Origin of the sequence: Pseudomonas sp. ADAK18 (genome assembly GCF_012935695.1) — a bacterium.
GTDB lineage: Bacteria > Pseudomonadota > Gammaproteobacteria > Pseudomonadales > Pseudomonadaceae > Aquipseudomonas.
The window spans coordinates 1,436,874-1,457,143 of record NZ_CP052859.1 but is presented as its reverse complement, the minus strand read 5'-3'; the positions used below and the strand labels follow the sequence as shown (position 1 = coordinate 1,457,143).

The following is a 20,270-nucleotide window of genomic DNA, read 5'->3' as shown; positions in this document are numbered from 1 at the left end:
AAGATGTCGAGAAACGGTCCTTTGGCCCTGGGGTTTCACGGCCTGGTGGTGCTGTTCATGATGGCGCCGCTGGTGGTGGTGTGCCTGGTGGCCTTCACCCCGGAAAATACCTTGAGCCTGCCCACCTCAGGCTTCTCTCTGCGCTGGTTCCGTGCAGTGTTCGAGCGGGCCGATTTTATCCACGCCTTCTATAACAGCCTGGTTCTGGCCTTTGTCGCCGCCACCTTGGCGACACTGATTGCGGTACCCGCAGCCTTGGCCATCAGCCGGTATCAATTCCCCGGCCGCAACTTTTTCAGTGCGCTGTTCCTCTCGCCCATCATCATTCCGCACCTGGTGCTGGGGGTGGCGATGCTGCGGCTGTTTGCATTGATGGGGGTCAATGGCAGCTTCACCTGGCTGATGCTGGCCCACGTGGTGATCATCACGCCGTATGTGCTGCGTCTGGTATTGGCCGCTGCCATCGGCATCGACCGTAGCGCCGAGCAGGCGGCTGAATCCCTCGGTGCCAGCCGCTTCACCCTGTTCCGCCAGATCACCCTGCCGATGATTCTTCCTGGCGTGGCCGGTGGCTGGCTGCTGGCGTTCATCAACAGTTTCGATGAAGTCACCCTGTCGATTTTTGTCAGCTCGCCGGCCACGCAAACCTTGCCGGTGCGCATGTACGTGTACGCCACCGAGTCCATTGACCCGATGATGGCGGCGGTGTCGGCACTGGTGATTGCCTTGACGGCCGCCGCGATGATTCTACTCGACCGGGTTTACGGCCTGGACCGGGTGCTGGTGGGAAAACATTGATGGCGCTGTTCAAACGATTGGCCGAGACCGAACGCCCGACCCTGGCCTTTACCCTCGACGGACAGCCCGCGACGGGCTTGCTGGGCGATACCCTGCTGACGGCGGTGCTGACCTGCGCCGAGCACCTGCGGGGCAGTGATTTCAGTGCCGAACGACGTGCCGGTTTTTGCCTGATGGGCGCTTGCCAGGATTGCTGGGTGCGCCTGGAAGATGGCCGGCGGGTGCGCGCCTGTTCGACGTTACTGGAAGAGGGCCAGGCGATTCGTCGAGATCCGGGGTGCCAGGTATGAAGACAGTGGTAATTGTCGGGGCCGGACCTGCTGGTATCAGCGCTGCACGCACGTTACTTGATTACGGTGTGACGGCTTGCCTGCTGGATGAAAGCCTGCGCGGCGGCGGGCAGATTTATCGCCGCCAACCGGCCAACTTCCAGCGTTCGGCCAAGCAGCTATATGGCTTCGAAGCAAGCAAGGCCGTCGCAACGCATCGCACACTGGATGAGCTGGCGCCGCTGATTGATTACCGCCCGGAGACGCTGGTGTGGAACGCCGAAAACGCTCGCCTGGACACCCTCAGTAACGGCCACGCCGCCAGTATCGAGTACTCGAAAATCATCGTCGCCACCGGCGCCACCGACCGCATCCTGCCGGTACCGGGTTGGACCTTGCCTGGGGTCTACAGCCTGGGCGCCGCGCAGATTGCCTTGAAATATCAGGGCTGCGCTATCGGTGAACGGGTGGCGTTTTGCGGCAGTGGACCGTTGCTGTACCTGGTGGCATATCAATACGCCAAGGCCGGGGCCAAGGTCGTAGCGGTGCTCGACAGTGCGCCCTTCAGCGCTCAATGCCGTGCCCTGCCAGCGCTGCTCGGGCAACCGCTGACCTTGGCCAAAGGCATGTATTACCGCACCTGGCTGACCGCCCATGGTATCCCGGTGCACCAGGGCGCAACCCTGGAGCGGATTGACGGTGAGCAACGGGTCACAGGCATTCATTGGAACCAGCAGACGTTGGCCTGTGACGCCGTCGCCTTTGCCCATGCCCTGCGCAGCGAAACCCAACTGGCTGACTTGCTGGGCTGTGGGTTCGCCTGGAATGAATTGAACCGTGCCTGGCTGCCAACCCGCGACGCGGCGGGACGCAGCAGTGTCGAGGGCGTTTACCTCGCGGGCGACGGTGCCGGCATCATGGGCGCCGACGCCGCGCAAAAGGCAGGAGAACGAGCAGCGCTGGCGGTGTTGGAAGACCTGGACGTGGCCCTGGATCACCGCCGTGGCCCCGTTCTGGAACAACAGTTGGCGAGCATCCAACGCTTTCGTCATGGACTGGAAACCGCATTTCCGTTTCCCGAGAACTGGGCCGCTGATGCGCCGGATGAGTTGATTCTGTGCCGCTGCGAAGAAGTCAGCGTCGGCGATGTACGCGCGGTGGTGGACGAAGGCCACTGGGAACTGAATCGGGTGAAAGCCCATTGTCGGGTCGGCATGGGACGCTGCCAGGGCCGGATGTGTGGGTTGGCGGCAGCGGAAATCGTCGCCCAACGCAGTGGCCGGTCTTTGGAGAGCATTGGCCGGTTACGCGGCCAGGCACCGATCAAGCCGCTGCCGTTTGGCGTTGAGGTGCAGCCATGATCGACAGTGACGTCATCGTCCTCGGTGGTGGGATTGTCGGTGCTTCGGCGGCGCTGATGCTCGCGCAAAAAGGTCAACGCGTGGTGCTGTTGGAGCGGGACTTCTGTGGCTCCCATTCCAGCGGTGTCAACTACGGTGGTGTGCGGCGTCAGGGCCGGCCGCTGCATCAGTTGCCGCTGTCGCAACGGGCGCATCAGCTGTGGGCCGACTTGCCGGGGCTGATTGGCATTGATGGGGAGTACGTGCGCTCCGGGCATCTCAAGTTGGCGCGCAGCCACACCGATCTGGCCGCCCTGCATGCTTACGCCGAAGCCAGCCGTGGGTTTGATCTGGATTTGCAACTGCTCGACCATGCCCAACTGCGGGCGCGTTTTCCCTGGGTCGGCGATGTGGCGGTCGGCGCGTCGTTGTGCCCCGAGGACGGCCACGCCAATCCGCGATTGGTATCACCGGCCTTTGCCCGCGCAGCACAACGCTTTGGCGCACAGGTCTTTGAACAGTCTGAAGTGAGCCATATCGAACACGACAGCCACCGGTTCCAGGTGCGCTGCGCCAACGGCTTGCACTTGCAAGCGCCGTGGCTGCTGAACTGCGCCGGCGCCTGGGCCGGCACCGTGGCCGCGCAGTTTGGCGAGCCCGTGCCGATGCATTCGGCGCACCCGGCGATGCTGGTGACTGAGCCGTTGCCGAGGGTGATGGATGTCAGCACCGGCGTTGAAGGCGGCGGGATCTATGCACGGCAAGTGGCGCGCGGCAATTGCATCCTCGGCGGCGGTCGCGGCTTTGCCCTCGGCCCGCAACAGGCGCGACCAGGGCAAGCCGCCGTGCTGGAAATACTGCGCAACGCCGCCGAGTTGTACCCGTTCCTCAAAGGTGCCCAGGCCATCCGTACCTGGAGCGGCACCGAAGGTTACTTGCCCGATCACGAACCGGTGATCGGCAACAGCAGCACCCAACCTGGCCTGCTCCACGGTTTCGGCTTTGCCGGCGCCGGGTTCCAGCTCGGTCCCGCCGTCGGTGAAGCCCTGGCAGAACTGGTCTGCAATGGCGCCAGCCGACAACCTATCGAAGCGTTTTCCATCCGTCGTTTCCAAGCCTGAGAGGAAAAACACCCATGAACCCACGTATTGCGCTGTCCTGCCTGTCCCTCGCCCTGCTCACCTCGACAGCCCACGCCGCACCCACGCTGTACCTGGGCATGAACGGCGGCACCATGGAACGGGTCTACGCCGACAAGGTGCTGCCCGCGTTCGAGAAGACCAACAACGTCAAGGTGGTGATCGTCCCCGGCACCTCCTCGGACATCCTGGCCAAAGTCCAGGCCAACAAGGACAACCCACAGATGCACGTGATGTTCCTTGACGACGGCATCATGTACCGCGCCATCTCCATGGGCCTGTGCGAGAAGCTCGCGGCCAGTCCGACCCTCGAACAGATCCCGGCCAAGGCCAGGATCAAAGACGAAGCGGTCGCCGTGACCCTCGGCGTCACTGGCCTGGGTTACAACGCCAAGATGTTCAAGGACAAAGGCTGGAGCGCACCGACTTCATGGATGGACCTGGCCGACCCGCGCTTCAAGGACAAGGTAGTGTTCCAGTCCCTGGCCTCCTCGACGTTCGGTTTGCATGGGTTCCTGATGTTCAACCGGATCCAGGGCGGCGATGAAACCAACGTGGAGCCGGGTTTCAAGGCCTGGCCAAAAACGGTCGGCCCCAATGTGCTGGAGTACATCGCCAGCTCGGCGAAAATCTCCGAGATGGTGCAGACCGATGAAGCGGCGATCTTTCCCCTGACGCCGACTCAGGTGGCGACTCAGAAACTGCTGGGCGTGCCGATGGAGTATGCGCAGCCCAAAGAAGGTGCGGTGGTGCTGAACGTGGCCGAATGCGTGATTGCCCGTAATGACCAGCCTGCATTGGCTCAGAAACTGGCGGAGTATCTGTTGACGGCCGAGGCGCAGGCGCCAGCGTTGGAGTTGGGTGATCAGATTCCTTCGAATCCTAGTACCCCGACTACTGATAAAACCCGGGAGCGGGTGGAGGCGATGAATCGGTATCTGGAGACGGCGATTTCGATTGATTGGGATCAGGTGAACCAGGCGCGGCCGGAGTGGAATGCGCGGTGGAGTCGGTCGATTGAGCGGTAGGGTGGGTGGGTGGGTGACTGTGTGAATATCCGTTATTTCGGTAATGGCTGCCTAGGGTTTCGCCCTTACGGCGACTCACTTTTGAACAGCGCAAAAGTAAGCAAAACGCTCTTGCCCCACCACTCGGTGCCTCGCTGTGGCTCGGCATGCCTTCTCTCCGGCATTGCTCCGTGGGCCGCCGCAATGGGCCATCCCTGGCCCAGTGCGGCTAAACCGGCGTCCTGCCGGTTTACCCACGGACCAATGCCTACGTTCAGCCATCGTGGTTTAACGGGGCGCCTAAGATCAAAGTCAAAAGCAGATCAAGAGCACAGCGGCCTACCGGCCGGCTTGAGTGGTGTGAAGCGAAGGCAAAATCAAAAGCAGGCACGGTCTACTGTGGGAGCTGGCTTGCCTGCGATGCAGGCAACTCGGTCTTTCAGGAACACCGAGGTGATGCCATCGCAGGCAAGCCAGCTCCCACAGAAAAGCAGATCTGCTTTCGCTCTGGCCCTTGCTGGACCTTCTTTGCTTCTACCACTCAGGTCGGCTTTCAGGCCGCCGTGCTTTTGATTGTGATCTTAGGCGCCCCGTTAAACCACGCTGGCCGAACGCAGGCATTACGCAGTGGGTAAACCGGCAGGACGCCGGTTTAGCCGCGTTGGGCCATGGATGGCCCGTCGCGGCGGCCCACGGAGTAATGCCTGCGTTCGGGCATGCCGAGCCACAGCGAGGCACCGAGTGGTGGGGCAAGAGCGTTTTGCTTACTTTGCCGCTTTTGCAAAGTGAGTCGCTGTAAAAGCGAAACCCTAGGCGGCCGTTACCGAAATAACGGATATACACTCCCCCCAAAAAACCCTTACCCCACCATCTCCCTAACCCGATACCACAACATCCCCAACGCCAACAACGGCGAACGCAACACCTTCCCCCCCGGAAAAGTCATATGCGGCACCTGACTGAAAACATCCAACCCCCGACTATGACCGGCATGAATCCCCTCAGCCAACAACCGCGCGCACCAATGGGTGACATTAAGCCCATGCCCCGAATACCCCTGGGCATAAAACACATTCGGGTACTGCTTCAACCGCCCCACCTGCGGAAACCGGTTAGCCGTAATCCCAATCTTCCCACCCCACTGAAACTCAATGGCGGTATCCGCCAACTGCGGAAAAACCTTGAGCATCTTCGGCCGCATATACGCCGCGATATCGGCAGGGTCACGCCCCGAATAATGGCAAGCGCCCCCAAACAACAGACGCCGATCCGCTGAAAGCCGGTAGTAATCCAGCCCCACCTTCTGATCACACAGCGCCAGGTTCTGCGGGATCAACTGGCTGGCCACCTCAACCGACAGTGGCTCGGTTGCGATGATGTAGCTGCCAGCCGGCAGCACCTTGCCACTCAAGCGTGGCTCCAACTCTTCCAGATGCGCATTGCACGCCAGCACCAGACTGCCGGCGCGCACGGTGCCAGAGGCGCAACGCACCTGCACCGTCTCGCCATGGATCAGTTCCAGCACCGGGCTGTCTTCAAAGATCCGCACCCCCAGGGATTCGGCAGCGCAGGCCTCCCCCAGCACCAGATTCAACGGGTGCAAATGCCCAGAGCCCATGTCCACCAGGCCACCGGCATACAGCCCGGAGCCCACCACCTGCGCCATGTCCTGCGGCCCCACCAACCGGGTTTCATGGGCATAACCCAGGGCCGCCAGGCTTTCCAACTCCCCCTGGAACGCCGCGAACTGCGACGGAGTATTGGCCAGTTCGCAAAAGCCCCAGCGCAGATCACAGTCGATACCCTGTTCGCGGATACGCTCGCCCACTACCGCCACCGAATCGATGCCGGCCTGTTGCAGGTAACGTACACCCTCCTCGCCCACGTACTTGGCAAAGCCCGACACGTCATGACCAATACCGCGAATCAACTGCCCGCCGTTGCGCCCGCTGGCGCCCCAGCCAATGCGCCGGGCCTCCAGCAGAATCACTGACAGACCGCGCTGGGCCAACTCAATCGCAGTGTTAACGCCGGTAAAACCGCCACCGATCACGCAGACATCGGCGCTCAGTTCTCCCTTCAAGGACTCACGCCGAGGCATCGTGTTGGCGGTCGCGGCGTAATAGGACCGGGCGTGTTCATTCGCATGGCTTTGCTGATTCATTTATTGGACTTCACTTTGCTCCAGGACCGCGTCATCAACCGCATGACCGCCGGGGTGGGCGTGGTAGAGATATAGAGTTTGTCGAGCACTTCCTGGGACGGGTACACCTCAGGGTTGTTCACCAGTTCCGGGGCCATGAAGGCTTTGGCCGCCGGGTTCGGGTTGGCGTAGCCGACATAAGTACTGACCTTCGCAATGACCTCGGGCTCCAGCAGGTAGTTGATAAAGGCATGCGCCTCTTTCGGGTTAGCCGCGTCGGCCGGGATGGCCAGAAGGTCAAACCACAGGTTGCTGCCTTCCTTGGGGATCGAGTAGGCGATGTTGACACCGTTCTTGGCTTCCTTGGCGCGATTGGCCGCCTGGAACACGTCGCCGGAGTAACCGAAGGCTACGCAGATATCACCGTTGGCCAGGTCCGAGATGTACTTGGACGAATGGAAATAGGTGATATATGGCCGCAGGGTCAGCAGCTTGGCTTCAGCTTTCTCATAATCCTTGGGGTCTGAGCTACGCGGGTCCATGCCCATGTAGTTGAGGATCGCCGGGAAGGCTTCATCCGCCGAGTCGAGGAAGGCCACACCGCATTGGTGGAGCTTCTTCAGGTTCTCGGGCTCGAACAGCACCGCCCACGAATCGATATGGTCGATGCCCAGCACTTGCTTGACCTTGTCGACGTTGTAGCCGATGCCGTTGGTGCCCCACAGGTAAGGCACCGAATGCACGTTGCCCGGATCGTTTTGCTCCAACAACTTGAGTAATTTCGGATCGAGGTTCTTGAAGTTGGGCAACTGCGAGCGGTCCAGCTTCAGGAACGCCCCGGCCTTCACCTGGCGCGCCAGGAAGTGGTTGGACGGTACCACCACGTCATACCCGGTGCGTCCGGCCAGCAGCTTGCCTTCCAGGGTTTCATTGGAGTCAAACACGTCGTAGATCACTTTGATCCCGGTCTTGGCCTGGAAGTCGGCCAACGTGGTGTCGCCGATGTAATCGGTCCAGTTGTAGACACTGACCGTCTGTGCGGCCTGGCTCGTGGCGCTGAACAACACCGCCAAGGTCAGCGGGAGAAGCTTTTTCACAAGACGCATATCGACACCCCTTTGCATGATTGTTTTTATGAGTAAACCGCCCTGTAGCCGCTGCCGAGGTACGAGGCTGCGATGGGTTTGGTGCGGCATTCCGACGCAGCGACCCCCGAGGGCGGCCCTGCGGACCGCATCGCAGCCTCGTACCTCGGCAGCGGCTACAACGGCGGCGGTAGTGGCGGCAGCACAGAGCGTCTGGACATCAGACGCTCAGCAACAGAAACTCGCGCTCCCAGGAACTGATCACCCGCTTGAAGTTCTCGTGTTCGGCACGCTTGACCGCCACGTAGCCGCGCACAAATTTTTCCCCCAGGTACTGCTTCACGGTCTCGCACTCTTCCATCCGCGCCAGGGCGTCTTCGATGGTGATCGGCAGGCGCAGGCTGCGACGCTCGTAGGCGCGGCCTTCCACCGGGGCGCTCGGCTCGACCCTTTCGATCATGCCGAGGTAGCCGCACAGCAGGCTGGCGGCGATGGCCAGGTACGGGTTGGCATCAGCGCCCGGCAGTCGGTTTTCCACGCGCATCGCGTCGGGGCTGGAACTCGGTACGCGCAGGCCGACGGTACGGTTTTCTTCGCCCCACTCGACGTTGACCGGTGCCGAGGTGTCCGGCAGGAAGCGGCGGAAGGAGTTCACGTTGGGCGCAAACATCGGCAGCAGCTTGGGGATGTACTTCTGCAAGCCACCAATGTGGTTCAGGAACAGCTGGCTTTTGTTGCCATGCTCATCGACAAACACCTGCTTGCCGGTGGCGATCTCCACCACGCTCTGGTGCAGGTGCATGGCGCTGCCGGGCTCATCAGCCACGGGTTTGGCCATAAAGGTAGCGGCCACGTTGTGCTTCAGCGCGGCCTCGCGCAGGGTGCGTTTGAACACGGTGATCTGGTCGGCCAGGTCGAGGGCGTCGCCATGGCGGAAGTTGATTTCCATCTGCGCCGGGCCGTCTTCGTGGATCAGCGTGTCGAGGTCCAGGTTCTGGGCTTCGCACCAGTCGTAGACGTCTTCGAACAACGGATCGAATTCGTTGGCGGCATCGATAGAGAATGATTGCCGGCCACTTTCAGCGCGACCGGAACGGCCCAGCGGGGTTTTCAGCGGCAGGTCCGGGTCTTCGCAGCGCTGGGTCAGGTAGAACTCCATTTCCGGCGCGACAATCGGCTGCCAACCTTGCTCGGTGTAAAGCTGCAAGACCTTCTTCAACACATTACGCGGCGACAGTTCGATGGGGTTGCCCTGCTTGTCGAACGTGTCGTGGATGACGATGGCGGTGGGCTCGATGGCCCAAGGCACCACATACGTCGCGTTGGCTGCCGGACGGCAAATCATGTCGATATCGGCCGGATCCAGCAGGTCGTAGTAGATGTCGTCGTCGACAAAGTCCCCGGTTACCGTTTGCAGCAACACACTTTCCGGCAGGCGCATGCCTCGCTCATGCAGGAACTTGTTGGTGGGCGAAATCTTGCCGCGTGCGATGCCAGTCAGGTCACTGATCACGCATTCGACTTCGGTAATCTTGTGTTCTTTCAGCCAGGCGGACAGCTGATCGAAGGGGGCGTTCATAAGGACCTCGTCATGGGTTTTGAAAGCGCCGGCGGTTCGGTCAGGTTCGACGACCCACTTCCCCCGCAGCGCATTGAGGTCTATCTTGGGCCAGCCGTGCGACGGCATCTATCCACTTTGCGCCACCCAAAACGCACCAATAGAGTGCGCTCAGGTTACCCATGACACAGGCAGCTCCCTTGCGTGTACAGGCCTTCGCCACCGGCGATGTAGCCGCTCAATGCAATGCCACACCCGGCTGGGTCCAGCAGTATCAGCAAATGTCCCCGGGGCATTTTGCCGGGCTGATCCGCTACCTCGACCTGCAAGGTGTCGAGGTCTACGAAGAGTGCATGAACACGCGGGTGGAGCAGAACTTCAACGCGCCGCCGGGCTCCCTGGCGTTCTGTTTTGATGGCAGCGACAACGCGCTGTACATGCTCAATGGCGAAAGCCGCAACACCTGGATCACCCCGGAAAACTACCGGGAAGTGGCCGTGGTGTTTGGCCCGCAGTTCGTCCAGCGCCATGGGTTGGATGTGGCAAAGCTCGAAGGACTGTTCATGGCCCCTCTCACCTCCCTGCAAAACGCCCTGTTCAGCCGTTGGCTGAGCGGAACATTGACGCGCTTGTCAGAAGTCGTCGATCCACCCAGCCGTGACGCCCTGACCCAACAGTTACTCGACGATTGTCTGTTCATTCTCGACAACGCCTGCGTGTGCCTGGACCAAGGTTCATTGCAGCGACGCACCGAGGAGCGAACACTCATGGCCCGTATCGGTGAATGGGCGGCGGATGTACCGGATGAAACCGTCAACCTGCTGGAACTGGCGCGTATCGCCGGCGTGCCGTTGCGCCAATTGCAGCATGGCTTCAAGACCTACACCGGCATGAGCCCGGCGCAGTGGCTGCGATTGCGCCGATTGAACAGCGCGAGAAGGGAGTTACTCAACCCACCGTCTGCCGAGACCACGGTGGCCGAGGTGGCGATGAATTGGTCGTTCTGGCACCTGGGGCGTTTTTCCCATAGTTATTGGGCGTTGTTCAAAGAGCTGCCCAGCGAAACCCTGAAGCGCCAACGGGACAAGGTGTAGGAGCGAGCAAGCTCGCTCCAGCACGGTTACTTCGGCCCGATATCGGTGTAAACGGTCGTCACGCTGCCCGCGACAATCACTTTCACCGGCCCGCCGGTCACATCCAGGCGCACTTGCTTGGTGTGCGGATGTGGATCCGCCAGGCGCGCAGCCGGGTTGTGGTACAGGCGGTCCTGAGTCCCTTGTACCAATTCACCGCGAATCTCGACCGAGGGGATGTTACCGGGAGGAATGCCCGACCAATCACTACCAAACGTCAGCGTGAAGGTAAACAACGTCTGCCAGTTGGCCGGAATATCCTGGCCGACCCAGGCATATTTGAAGTCATTGTCCTGGGTGTTGCTTTCGGAATGGCTGAGCGCCTTTCCATTGAGCAAGGTCCCGGAAGCAACGGTGTACGAGGTGCCTTTGGGAATGTTTTTAAACACCACCGCCAGGTCCACCGTCGCGCCTTCGTCGCCCTGGTTGTACCCCGCCGTGCTCACCACCTGCGGAACGTCGCCGCGCACCATCTGCACGTTGCGCTGCGCGATGTTGGCATTCTTCGAGAGAATATCCGCCAAGTCGGTGATATTGGTCACGCCCTTGAGCGGGTTGGGATGATCCGGGGTGTTGGCCACAGCAATCATGCAGTAGTGGTCGGAGGTATTCGGTGGTATCCAGGTGAAACAATCGGTAGACGCACCGATGGCTCCCGCCTTGATGGTGAAGGCCGGATTCTGGTTGCCCGCCGACGTCTTGAGCTGGTTCTTCTCCCACAGGTAGGGGTAGAGCAGGATGTTGGGTGTGGCCCAAAAGAGGTTCCAACTGCCCGACAGATCACCGGTGGTGTAGTTCTTGCCGCGAACGTAGAGGAAGTTCGGCCAACCGATGTACAGCTTGTTGTCATAACCGTTGCTGTAGTTGGCAGGGTCGGTCAATACCGAAGGATCCTCGAGCGGCGCCTTGCCGGCCAGGATGATGTCCGGCGAGCCGGATGAGGAACTGCGCGGAACTGTACCGTTCTCCGAGAGAGTGGCGCGAACGACAATCCCGCTCCATGTTTCAGTAGCCATAATCTGTACTCCTTACAGAGGATTACTTGGACAGGTTGATCTGGACCTTCTGCAACAGCACCTTCTTCACCGGCCCACCGCTACCACTTGCGATGCTCGACAAGCTCAGGGTCACAGCTGAGGTTTTCTTCAACGTGTCGGGGCTGGTCACCCACAGACTCAAGCTCAAGTCCATGGTGAATGCTTCTTGGTTTTCGCTCTGGGTGCCCACCAGGCTAGTGCCGTTAATGGCCTGCCGCGAGATGGCCAACTTGCTGTTGGTCGCCTCCACCGACACCTGGGTGCCCGCCGGGATATCGGTGTAACGCACCTCCAGATCGAGCTCGTCGTAAGTCACGGTCTGCTCGTAGTGTGCGCCAACCACCAGGCTCGCCGGATCGGTGGCCGGTTGCGTGTTGGCCGCCGTCAGCACCGCGTAAGGCGTGCCGTCGGAGGTCATTTGCCGGGCAATGGCATAGCCCGTCTGCGCCGAGACCGTCGACGCGACACTCACCAATCCACCGGTGCCTGTCGCTGCTATTTGTAGACCCGAATAAATGCCGGTCACTGCAAAACTTGTATCAGCCATGTTCGTAACTCCTTTACGTAGGTTGAGTATCAGCTGTTGCGGTAGTTGTCTGCTTCGTACTTGCTGGCCATGTAGTTCAGCAAGTCCACCCGCAGCTCGGCTAATTCAAGGAATTCATCAGTTCCATAGACCTTGGCCGCCGAGTAGAAAGCGGTCCACCAAGGAATCAGATCCTTGAGCAGGCCGGGTGCGGCGCCGGGGCTACCCAGTACCGTGTCAATCGCCGTACCGATTTCCAGACGCGTCGGGTCAGGCTTGTTCAGTTGTTTTTCGATCACTGTCACCAGCCAGTAGTTGGAAGGCAGGTTGGCGGGCGGGGTGATGTTGGGTGCATTGGTGTCAGCCTTGACCGGCTGGAACGCTGCGGGCACGCGGCTGACGTAGGTCGTGCGATACATCACCCTCCAGGGTTCGCTGGGGTTGTTCATCGCTTCGCGCATGGCCGCTGCCGAGGCTGTGGTCGAATTGTTCAGCCAATTCGCGTCCACCACCTGGGACAGCGCGGCGAAGTTATCGGCAGCGGGTGCCAACAGGAATGACATGTAGCGATAAGCATCCACCTTGCCCGGCGCGGCGTTGGCGCCGTAACCACTGAATTTCAGGTTATTGCCATCCTGGGTCAGGATCGGCGCCGGCAGGAAGTTGGTTGGGGTCACGCTGCAGCTCAAGGCAAAGCCGTTGGACAGGGCTTCAACCTTGGTGGCGGTCATGGTCCACGTGTTGCCCAGCAAGGTGTCGGCCTCGATGTAGTACCCCCCAAAGGGTGTGCCGATGTCCGCCTTGAACTCCAGCCCGGCGGCGAACGTCAGGGTGCTGGTGCCGCTGTAGGTTTCGCTGTAGCTGTTAGCGAAGCTGTGCTCCTCTTTGTGCAGCCCGCCCGCTGCCGTCCAGACGTAGTTGTTGTAGAGGCTGCGCAGGTTCTTCTGGTTGGCGAAATCATAGAACTGGTTGGACTTGAGCTTATCCCGCAGGCTGTCCATGGCCGCTACCGTGCGGTATTTGCTGACATCGAACTGGTCGTAATAGGCCTTGAGCTGCTGCTCCTGTTTTTCGATCTTGCGCTTGGTGCCGTAGGCCTCCAAGGGTTTGAAGTAGCTGCCACGCTCGTCATTGGCTTCAGGGTAATCAGGGTCGTTGACCAGCCCGACCTTGCCGTCCAGCGTGCCATTTTTCACATAACGCGGGTTGATCGGAAAATCGATGATATTGGTGTCCACCGGAATCGTCGTATTCGGCGCCAGGACGTACCCCACCGGAGTCTGCGTGCCCTTGAGCGCCTGCATGTACAGGTCTGCCGTCGACGACTTGACCAGAGCGATGCCGACGTTGTTCTGGATATAACGCCGCCCCACGACAGGGTTGAGCAAGGCATTGGCCGCCTCCCAACTGCCGGAAGGTGTCATCGAGGTCGATAGGCTGACGCTGCTGGAGTGGTTTTGTGACACCTCCAGGCCGTCACCCAGGTTGCCCGACAGGACCATCTTGGCGCCGCCGGTGATGGTGGTTTCCAGCACCATGGTTTCGGCCTCAGCCCCCAACCCCACCGAGACATCACTTTTGCTCTTCTGGTACAGGCCGCCCTTGAGGTTGAATTCGCCGTTGAAGGTTGAGGTTTTGTTGCCGGTAAAGGTCCAGCTTTTGGTCTCACTCTCCTGGTAAGTAACCGAGCAGGCCGACGCATAGTCCGGGGCCGGCCCGCCACCATCACCAACCCAATAGGCCAGGGTCTGGTTCTCGCTGGGCAACGGCGGCCCGCCTTCAATAAAGCCGATGATCGTCGGTTTGCTTTGCACCTGGCCGACGAACAAGGTGTCCAGGTCACCCACCTTGTAGCCCACTTCCAGCGCCGTTACGCCATCGCTGCTTTCGTAGAAATAACCCCGTTTCATCACGCTGAAGACCTTGCCGTAGGCATCCCGCTCGGCACTGGCGTACTCAATGACCGAAGGCTGGCCCTGGATCTGGGCGACAAAATAGTTCGGTGTGCCCCCCAGGGCATTGACCACGTACTGGGCTTCGTTCTGGATCGGTGCGGATGAGTTTTTCCACAAGGGCGGATTGGCCGCTGGCAGCAAGGTGCCGTTGTTGCCATAGCCGGTCATGTCATAGAGGGTCGGTCCGGAGCCGGCCTCAATGCGCCAATAGGCTGCCAGGTGATCTTCGCCACCGGTGAGTGCCTTGTTCATGCTTTCGCGAATCTGCTGCTCGGTCAATCGCGTGGAGAACAGCCGCACATCATCAATCTGGCCGCTGTAAGGCAACGTCAGGTTCGAACCCTGAAGTGCGCCACCGAAGGTGAACTGGCTGTCCTGATAACCGCCGACATCCGCGACCGTCAGGCGCAATGGCAAGCTGCGACGACCGTTGACGATCAGGTTGGCCTGGGCCACATCCTGCCAGATCGTCCACAACTGGTTACTGGTCAGCACCAAGGTGTTATTGCCTGTGAGGTCCTGGGCGGTGGTGCCGGTCATCTCATCGAAATCCCAGCCCGCCACCAGCCCATCGATGGCGGTGGGCGTCAGGCGCAACGCATAGGTCTGGGCGATCTGGTCGGTGGTCAGGTTGCGGTTCCATACCCGCACATGGGAGATCAACCCTTCGAAGTTGAAGCTCAAGTCTTCATTGACTCCCACGTAATAGGACGACGTCCGGGTACGCACAGTGGCTGGCTGGTCCAGGGCACTGTTCAACTGTTCCGCGACCCGTGTGCCGTTGAGGTACAGCCCTGCGCGCACAAAATACTTCTGCGCCACGTAGTCCTTGCTGCCGCTGTCATTGGCCACGGTACCGGTGCTGAAGTTCACGGCCACGTAGGTGGTGACGCCAGCCGTGATGGCGAACTTCACCTCGTGTGTGAAATTGATGGGCGGGTCATCGTACTTGGAGCCGTCCCTCTGCAACTGCACCGTCAGGCACACTTGGCCCAGCGTGTTGATGTACAGCGAATAGCTGCCGTTTTTCTCCAGCAGCACCTGTTTGCGGTTCAGCGCCGATGGGGCAACCCAGGTTTCCAGAGCAAAGGTGCTGGACGGATTGAAGCCATCACCATCGGTCACCTTGCCGTAGTTGCTGGCCAGCAGTTTCAGCCCATGACCCTGGCTGGATGCGAGGGCAACGTGGGTCCAGCCTTTGAGGATGCGGTTGGAGGTGAGCACCAGGTCATTGCGCCCGGCATAGGGCACCTGAAACGCCCCGTGCACATCCCAGCCGGGGCTCGACGGGTTGATGACCGTTGCGTCGTACTCGATGCCAGTGGCCGCTGAATTGACGACGGCTACCCCGCTCCCTTCGGCCAAGTTCCAGCGAATACCCAGCATCGAGTCGGTGTCGGCAAAGCCATAGCGGTAACTGTTTTGCATCTGGCTATCACTCAAGGCCCGCTGCCAGAACGCCACCCCATTGACGCGCGCCGGCAAGCTGTTGCCTTGGTTGTCGCCCAACATCAGGGCGCCGAGGTCGCCACTGAAACTGTTGGCCACCGTGGCCTTGACCGGTGCATCGGCGTTGACCGACAGTTTGAGGGTCACCTGCCCCTGCCCTGCATCGGCGACCACCGCGGTCAGACACACCCAGGCGCCCACCGGCAGGGGCTGAGCCGTCTGCACTTGGCCGGCATTCTGGAGGAACGTCAGCACCGCCTTGCCGTACTCGTCCAACGACAGTTGCACGTACCGGGCGCTACCCCGCACTTGCGAAACCGTCAGCACAATACCGGTCAAATTACTTTGCGACAGGTACAGGTAAACCTGCAATGACAAGGCCGGCGGTTTGAAGTTGAACGAGCGACTGACGTAGGTGCTGTCGTTCATTACCAGCCCCGGCCCTTGCCGGGCACCGATCATGTACTGCACCGGCAAGTCCGGGTGCTGGCGGTTGCCAAGGACGTTATAGGACAAGACCCGGGACGACGGATTGATTCGGGCATCGCTCTGGGCCAGCCAGGTTTCTACCGTCAGGTCGGACAGAATCGCCAATTGATCCGAGGGGGAAAACGCCTTATCAACATTGAACCCCACATAATTGGTTTTGCTTTGCGGGTTCACGTCCAGGCTGAAGCTGGGTGACAGCGGCATCCAACCACCGTTGACCCCAGGCGTCAGCACTGGGGCGATACCGTCCTGATGCACTGAAGTATTGGTCAGGCGCCCGACACCACCGTCGGTGGGTGGCGAGTCGATCAGCGCACCAAACAGCATCGAGCCGCGAAGCGCATCGTCACGGCCCTGGAAGGCCAGGCGCGCACCCTGGATCACCGCCGCTGCGGTCAATGCCTGAGTGGCCATGCCCGGTGCATCGTAGCTTGGCCCCTGAAACAGCACCCGCAACAACCCCGCGTAGGCAAACGCGCCACCCTCCGGGGCAGGCGCCGGGGTGTCGACGACATCGGCGCTCAAACCGTTGCCCAAGGCGTAAATCAATGTCGCCAAGCCCGTTTGATAACCGCTGGGGTATGGGTAGCTCGGGTCGTCGCCATTGAGTACCCGGACGAACCCGGCCTGCTCACGAGGCACGTCGGTCAAGCTCACCCCGCAGATAGCAACATTGCACAAAGCCGGTCGGCTGCCCTGGGCGACGGTGACCGAGAAGTCCTTCTGCTCATCGCGCACAAACATCAGCACATGGCTGACTTGCTCGTCGGAGCGCGCCAGGCTCATAGGCAGACCATAGGCGCGGCTGCCTGTCGTGGTCACGGCACTGTAGTCATAATGGCTGGCCTTGCCGGCGAACACATCCAGCAAGGTACGCGGTGCAGCGGGCACGGTGGGCCAGTGCTGATTAAGAGTGGCGGTAGCCGGCCAACGAGGAGGCGCCTTGATCGTCACATCAATAACGACAAACTCTGCGGTAGCCCCGGCAGCGACCTGCACCGACGTCAGGGTCACCGGCAACTGCGGCACTGAGGTCAACAGAAAAAAGCTGCCGTTGCCACCGGCAAGTGTGGGTATCAGCACCGCTGGGGCGCTCGCGGCGTAGTCGTAATAGGGTTTTGACTGGTTCAGTACATCCGGGTCGTCAGGGTTGTTGGAGCCAGCACCGTTCCAGATCTGTGACAACTGCCCAACGTCCCGTGGCAGGCCGTGCCAGGTTTCGGTACCCACATCTTGCGCGGCTTTTACGCTGATGTCGCACAACAGCTCCGATACGCTGGAAGCGCTGACCGTGATTTGCGTACCGTTCATATAAGTGCCCACCCGGTGGGCAACGAAGTTCAGGAAGCCGCTTTGGGTGGTGTCGGGTGCCGCTAACAAGCGCGCGCCAACCGGCGCCCAGGTCTCGCAGCCCCAGCCGCGATACAGGGCCACGGACGTTGAAGGCTGTTCCAGTGCCGCCGCCCTCAGCCCGCTGCTGCTCCATTGAGTCGTCCAGTCCACGGTGAAGGTGGCGCGCGCCGACTGGGTGGAAAATTGCGCCACCGTCAGCAAACTGCTATCGCCCTGGTAATACAAATGCAGCAGGCCATCGGAGCCATCGATCAGGCACGCTGCGGCATCCGGGCGGATAAACCCGGCAAGGCCGGCGTAATAGGTCAGGCCCATGGCATCGATATAGAACGCGCCACTCATGTCGCTGTTGACCGGCGAGGCCGAAGGTTCCAGGCGTGCCCCCGTGACCGTCACCACCACTGCAGATGCCGCCTGGTTCAGGGTGGTGGGCGGGTTGACGCTGTAGTTCACACTGTTGCAGTCCAGCAACACCACACTGGTGCCCGCGACCTTGACTTCAAGTTTTTTCAACGCGCCCACAAAGCCCTTGCTGGCGGCCCCGACCAGGGCCAGCGGCGTGCCGCAAGGCTCTGCCGCAGTGGTGCACGGCGTAAGAGGGACCGAGGAGTCGTTGACCGTCAGGGTGAACGGGTTGTCGCCCTTGCCGGCGTACTGGATGTGCAGATCGGTCCACACCTCGTTGAACAACACCTGATGCAACGTGCGGCAACTGACCCGGGCGCTGCCATTACCAAAGCCCACCTCAATCTTGTCGCCATCAACGATCGACACATACGGCGCGAGATTCTTTTCCTCTGACTGGGCCGCGCCTGCGACGACGCTGAGGCCATCGCCCTTGATCCCCGGCGCCAACATCAGGGTGATCTCGAAGGGGCCGTTGATTACCAACGGATTGGCACCGCTGCCAGGCGGCACCAGTCCAAGACTGGAAACCCCATCAAAACGCAAATCGAATTCGGCGGGCACAATATTGGAGGTCACAATTACCCCTGATAGATCAGCCATCGTCCCGCTCACGCTGATGGCCGAATCTACGGTAGCGGTGCCATCGGCGACCGTCAGGGTAATCATGGCACGGGTCGCACGGCGCACGCCGATGCTAGAGCCGTCAGGCTGTACCACCTTCTCATGCTTGACGTAGGTCACCGCCCGTGGCGCCGAGGTGATCGTCAGGGCAGCGGTGGAGCCGGCCTTGGCCACGCTGAAGACGCTGTCCGGCAGTATGCGCAGGTCACTGCCGACGGGTTTGCCGGCCACGTCGAACAGGCCGTTGTCGGTGGCCGGGAAGTTGAACAACCGGACGGCTGTCTTGGCGCCATCCAGGGAGAGCAATTGCCAGGCGAAACTCTCGCTGCCTGAGATCGGCAGCAACAGCGCATCGAAATTACCGTCGGTCACACCAGTGATCATCGACAGCTCAAGGGACGGCTCCAGGAAGGGCTGGGCATCGGGGTCCAGAAAGTCCTGTTTGTCGGACTTGTCAGCCGGTACATCCTCCTTATGACTGCGCGCGTAACGCACCTCCCAGGCGGGCGATAGCACGTAGGCGGTGGTCTTCTGATCGGTGCCGGACTTGGTCTTGAGCAGGCGAAAACGGTTGACATACAAGGTACCGCTCAGAGATTGCTGAATGACCGAAATGTACTTCTGATCGGTCACTACCCGAAAAGGCGCCGTCGACGGCATCAGGGTCGATGCCTCGCAGTCCACGGTGATGATGCTCATGCCTACCTGTCGAACCTGCTCGGTAAACCCCACCGGGGTGAAGCCCGACCAGTCGAGGTCATCGTCGGTGCTGTCTACGTCCTGGCCAAGTACATCGAAATAGATAGCCTGTTTGCCCGCCAGCTCACGGCCGAAGACCACCACCACACCCTGAAAATTCACCGACACGATCTGATTGAATTGCTGCACGATGACACTCCTTGTTGATCGGCTACTGCTGGAAAAATACCGGCAGGCCACTGCGGCTGGACTCAAGAATGGCTTCGGCCAACTGCACCGCTTGCAGCCCGTCCCGGGCCTGGCAAATGGGCGGTGTACCGTGCCGGATGCAGTCATACAAATGTCGATGTTCATTGGGGAACGCATCGTCGTTGGTGCCCCAATCGTTTTGCCAGGTCCAGGTACTGACCGGCTGCTCGGGCGCATCAAAGCGATACAGACTCAAGACCTTCTCTCCACGGGCATTGGGAAACTGCAGGACGCCCCGCTCACCGATCACGTCGAAGGTCGGCCGGATCCCGGCGCGGCCCACGCATAGCGGCTCCCAACCCATGCCGGTGGCGGCCCAGGACTCGGACCAGACGGCCTGGTCACCGGAGACAAAATCGATCACCGCGATCAAGGTGTCATGGGCAGTGGTAGGACCCGCCTTGAGTTTGCGGGTGGAGGCATAGACCTTTTGTGCGGGGCCGAACATCCAGGTCACGAAATCCAGCCAATGGGTATGTTCGAAGACCACGCCGCCGCCCAGTTCAGCATCGTGGATGGCCGGGCTGTCCGAGCCCTTGCACACTGCCCAGACATCACGGAACACTGCCGGCCGGCCGAGTACGCCGCTTTGCACCACCTGGCGCAGGTTGGCGGCGTCGGCGGAGAAGCGCATCGGATATCCCAGCAGAAACACCCGCTGGCTGTCCTCGGCCACCCGCACCACCTCCTGGCATTGCACAGAGGATTTGGCCAAGGGTTTCTCACAGAAAACATGTTTGTTGGCCCGCAGCGCGGCGATGGCCACCTCGGCGTGGTTGAAAGGCGGGGTCAGTACCCAGACGCACTCGACCTCGGGGTCATCCAGTACCTGCTGATAGTCCTCGGTCCAGCGCCCGGTTTGCCACTTGTGCACCAACTGTTGCGCCTTGCCCGGGACGTTGTCACAGAGCCAGCGCACCTTGAACAGGTCCTTCAATTTCACCAGTTCTTCCAGGTGCCAATCACAGACCGTGCCGCATCCGATCAAAGCCGTTTTAATCGCTGTCATGAG

The 20,270-nt window shown here is 60.7% G+C and carries 13 protein-coding genes; 6 read left to right on the top strand and 7 right to left on the bottom strand.

The features are described 5' to 3' along the window. Positions 1–3: 3 nt before the first annotated feature. Genes HKK55_RS06530 through HKK55_RS06510 form a run of 5 tightly spaced genes read left to right on the top strand, consistent with a single transcriptional unit; the run spans position 4 to position 4,574 of the window. Complete coding sequence (locus HKK55_RS06530) at positions 4–798, top strand: ABC transporter permease (protein WP_169353892.1); 795 nt, start codon at positions 4–6, stop codon at positions 796–798. Further along, a complete protein-coding gene (locus tag HKK55_RS06525) occupies positions 798–1,088 on the top strand; it encodes a (2Fe-2S)-binding protein (RefSeq protein WP_169353891.1) in 291 nt (96 codons plus the stop codon). Before HKK55_RS06530 ends, HKK55_RS06525 begins: the two co-directional genes overlap by 1 nt. Next, on the top strand, positions 1,085–2,428 hold the full coding sequence (locus HKK55_RS06520) for an FAD/NAD(P)-binding oxidoreductase (RefSeq protein WP_169353890.1): 1,344 nt from the start codon (positions 1,085–1,087) through the stop codon (positions 2,426–2,428). The genes HKK55_RS06525 and HKK55_RS06520 overlap by 4 nt, the downstream gene beginning before the upstream one ends. Continuing rightward, a complete protein-coding gene (locus tag HKK55_RS06515) occupies positions 2,425–3,528 on the top strand; it encodes an FAD-binding oxidoreductase (protein ID WP_169353889.1) in 1,104 nt (367 codons plus the stop codon). The genes HKK55_RS06520 and HKK55_RS06515 overlap by 4 nt, the downstream gene beginning before the upstream one ends. 14 nt (positions 3,529–3,542) lie before the next feature. Beyond that, entirely contained in the window at positions 3,543–4,574 is a 1,032-nt protein-coding gene (locus HKK55_RS06510) for an ABC transporter substrate-binding protein (RefSeq protein WP_169353888.1), read from the top strand. Between the two features lie 838 nt (positions 4,575–5,412). On the opposite strand, the gene HKK55_RS06505 is transcribed toward HKK55_RS06510, so the two are convergent. From HKK55_RS06505 to HKK55_RS06495, 3 genes are all read right to left on the bottom strand, one after another. Next, positions 5,413–6,717 (bottom strand): FAD-binding oxidoreductase, encoded by a 1,305-nt coding sequence (locus HKK55_RS06505; RefSeq protein ID WP_169353887.1) that lies wholly within the window; start codon positions 6,715–6,717, stop codon positions 5,413–5,415. Continuing rightward, positions 6,714–7,802: a polyamine ABC transporter substrate-binding protein gene (locus HKK55_RS06500; RefSeq protein ID WP_169353886.1), complete on the bottom strand. Its 1,089-nt coding sequence runs from the start codon at positions 7,800–7,802 to the stop codon at positions 6,714–6,716. Before HKK55_RS06500 ends, HKK55_RS06505 begins: the two co-directional genes overlap by 4 nt. Before the next feature lie 199 nt (positions 7,803–8,001). Beyond that, positions 8,002–9,360 carry a glutamine synthetase family protein gene (locus HKK55_RS06495; protein ID WP_169353885.1) on the bottom strand — a complete coding sequence of 453 codons (1,359 nt, stop codon included), beginning with the start codon at positions 9,358–9,360 and terminating at the stop codon, positions 8,002–8,004. 161 nt (positions 9,361–9,521) lie between these two features. Here HKK55_RS06495 and HKK55_RS06490 point away from each other — a divergent pair, with 161 nt between their 5' ends. After that, on the top strand, positions 9,522–10,433 hold the full coding sequence (locus HKK55_RS06490; RefSeq protein ID WP_169353884.1) for a helix-turn-helix domain-containing protein: 912 nt from the start codon (positions 9,522–9,524) through the stop codon (positions 10,431–10,433). Between the two features lie 26 nt (positions 10,434–10,459). Here the strand turns inward: HKK55_RS06490 and HKK55_RS06485 are convergent, their stop codons facing one another. The 4 genes from HKK55_RS06485 to HKK55_RS06470 are packed head-to-tail and all read right to left on the bottom strand — an operon-like array spanning position 10,460 to position 20,267. Further along, the gene (locus HKK55_RS06485) at positions 10,460–11,488 is read right to left on the bottom strand and encodes a hypothetical protein (RefSeq protein WP_169353883.1); all 1,029 of its coding nucleotides are present in this window, start codon (positions 11,486–11,488) and stop codon (positions 10,460–10,462) included. Between the two features lie 22 nt (positions 11,489–11,510). Then, positions 11,511–12,056 carry a hypothetical protein gene (locus HKK55_RS06480; RefSeq protein ID WP_169353882.1) on the bottom strand — a complete coding sequence of 182 codons (546 nt, stop codon included), beginning with the start codon at positions 12,054–12,056 and terminating at the stop codon, positions 11,511–11,513. A 29-nt stretch (positions 12,057–12,085) separates the two neighbouring features. Beyond that, positions 12,086–19,198 (bottom strand): LamG-like jellyroll fold domain-containing protein, encoded by a 7,113-nt coding sequence (locus tag HKK55_RS06475; protein ID WP_169353881.1) that lies wholly within the window; start codon positions 19,196–19,198, stop codon positions 12,086–12,088. Between the two features lie 22 nt (positions 19,199–19,220). Then, positions 19,221–20,267 (bottom strand): Gfo/Idh/MocA family protein, encoded by a 1,047-nt coding sequence (locus tag HKK55_RS06470; protein WP_169353880.1) that lies wholly within the window; start codon positions 20,265–20,267, stop codon positions 19,221–19,223. Positions 20,268–20,270: the final 3 nt, after the last annotated feature.

Coding starts and splice junctions, on each gene's coding strand:
- HKK55_RS06500 (WP_169353886.1), bottom strand. CDS start 7,802: ATGCGTCTTGTGAAAAAGCTTCTCCCGCTGACCTTGGCGGTGTTGTTC.
- HKK55_RS06520 (WP_169353890.1), top strand. CDS start 1,085: ATGAAGACAGTGGTAATTGTCGGGGCCGGACCTGCTGGTATCAGCGCT.
- HKK55_RS06515 (WP_169353889.1), top strand. CDS start 2,425: ATGATCGACAGTGACGTCATCGTCCTCGGTGGTGGGATTGTCGGTGCT.
- HKK55_RS06485 (WP_169353883.1), bottom strand. CDS start 11,488: ATGGCTACTGAAACATGGAGCGGGATTGTCGTTCGCGCCACTCTCTCG.
- HKK55_RS06470 (WP_169353880.1), bottom strand. CDS start 20,267: ATGACAGCGATTAAAACGGCTTTGATCGGATGCGGCACGGTCTGTGAT.
- HKK55_RS06480 (WP_169353882.1), bottom strand. CDS start 12,056: ATGGCTGATACAAGTTTTGCAGTGACCGGCATTTATTCGGGTCTACAA.
- HKK55_RS06505 (WP_169353887.1), bottom strand. CDS start 6,717: ATGAATCAGCAAAGCCATGCGAATGAACACGCCCGGTCCTATTACGCC.
- HKK55_RS06510 (WP_169353888.1), top strand. CDS start 3,543: ATGAACCCACGTATTGCGCTGTCCTGCCTGTCCCTCGCCCTGCTCACC.
- HKK55_RS06495 (WP_169353885.1), bottom strand. CDS start 9,360: ATGAACGCCCCCTTCGATCAGCTGTCCGCCTGGCTGAAAGAACACAAG.
- HKK55_RS06525 (WP_169353891.1), top strand. CDS start 798: ATGGCGCTGTTCAAACGATTGGCCGAGACCGAACGCCCGACCCTGGCC.
- HKK55_RS06490 (WP_169353884.1), top strand. CDS start 9,522: ATGACACAGGCAGCTCCCTTGCGTGTACAGGCCTTCGCCACCGGCGAT.
- HKK55_RS06530 (WP_169353892.1), top strand. CDS start 4: ATGTCGAGAAACGGTCCTTTGGCCCTGGGGTTTCACGGCCTGGTGGTG.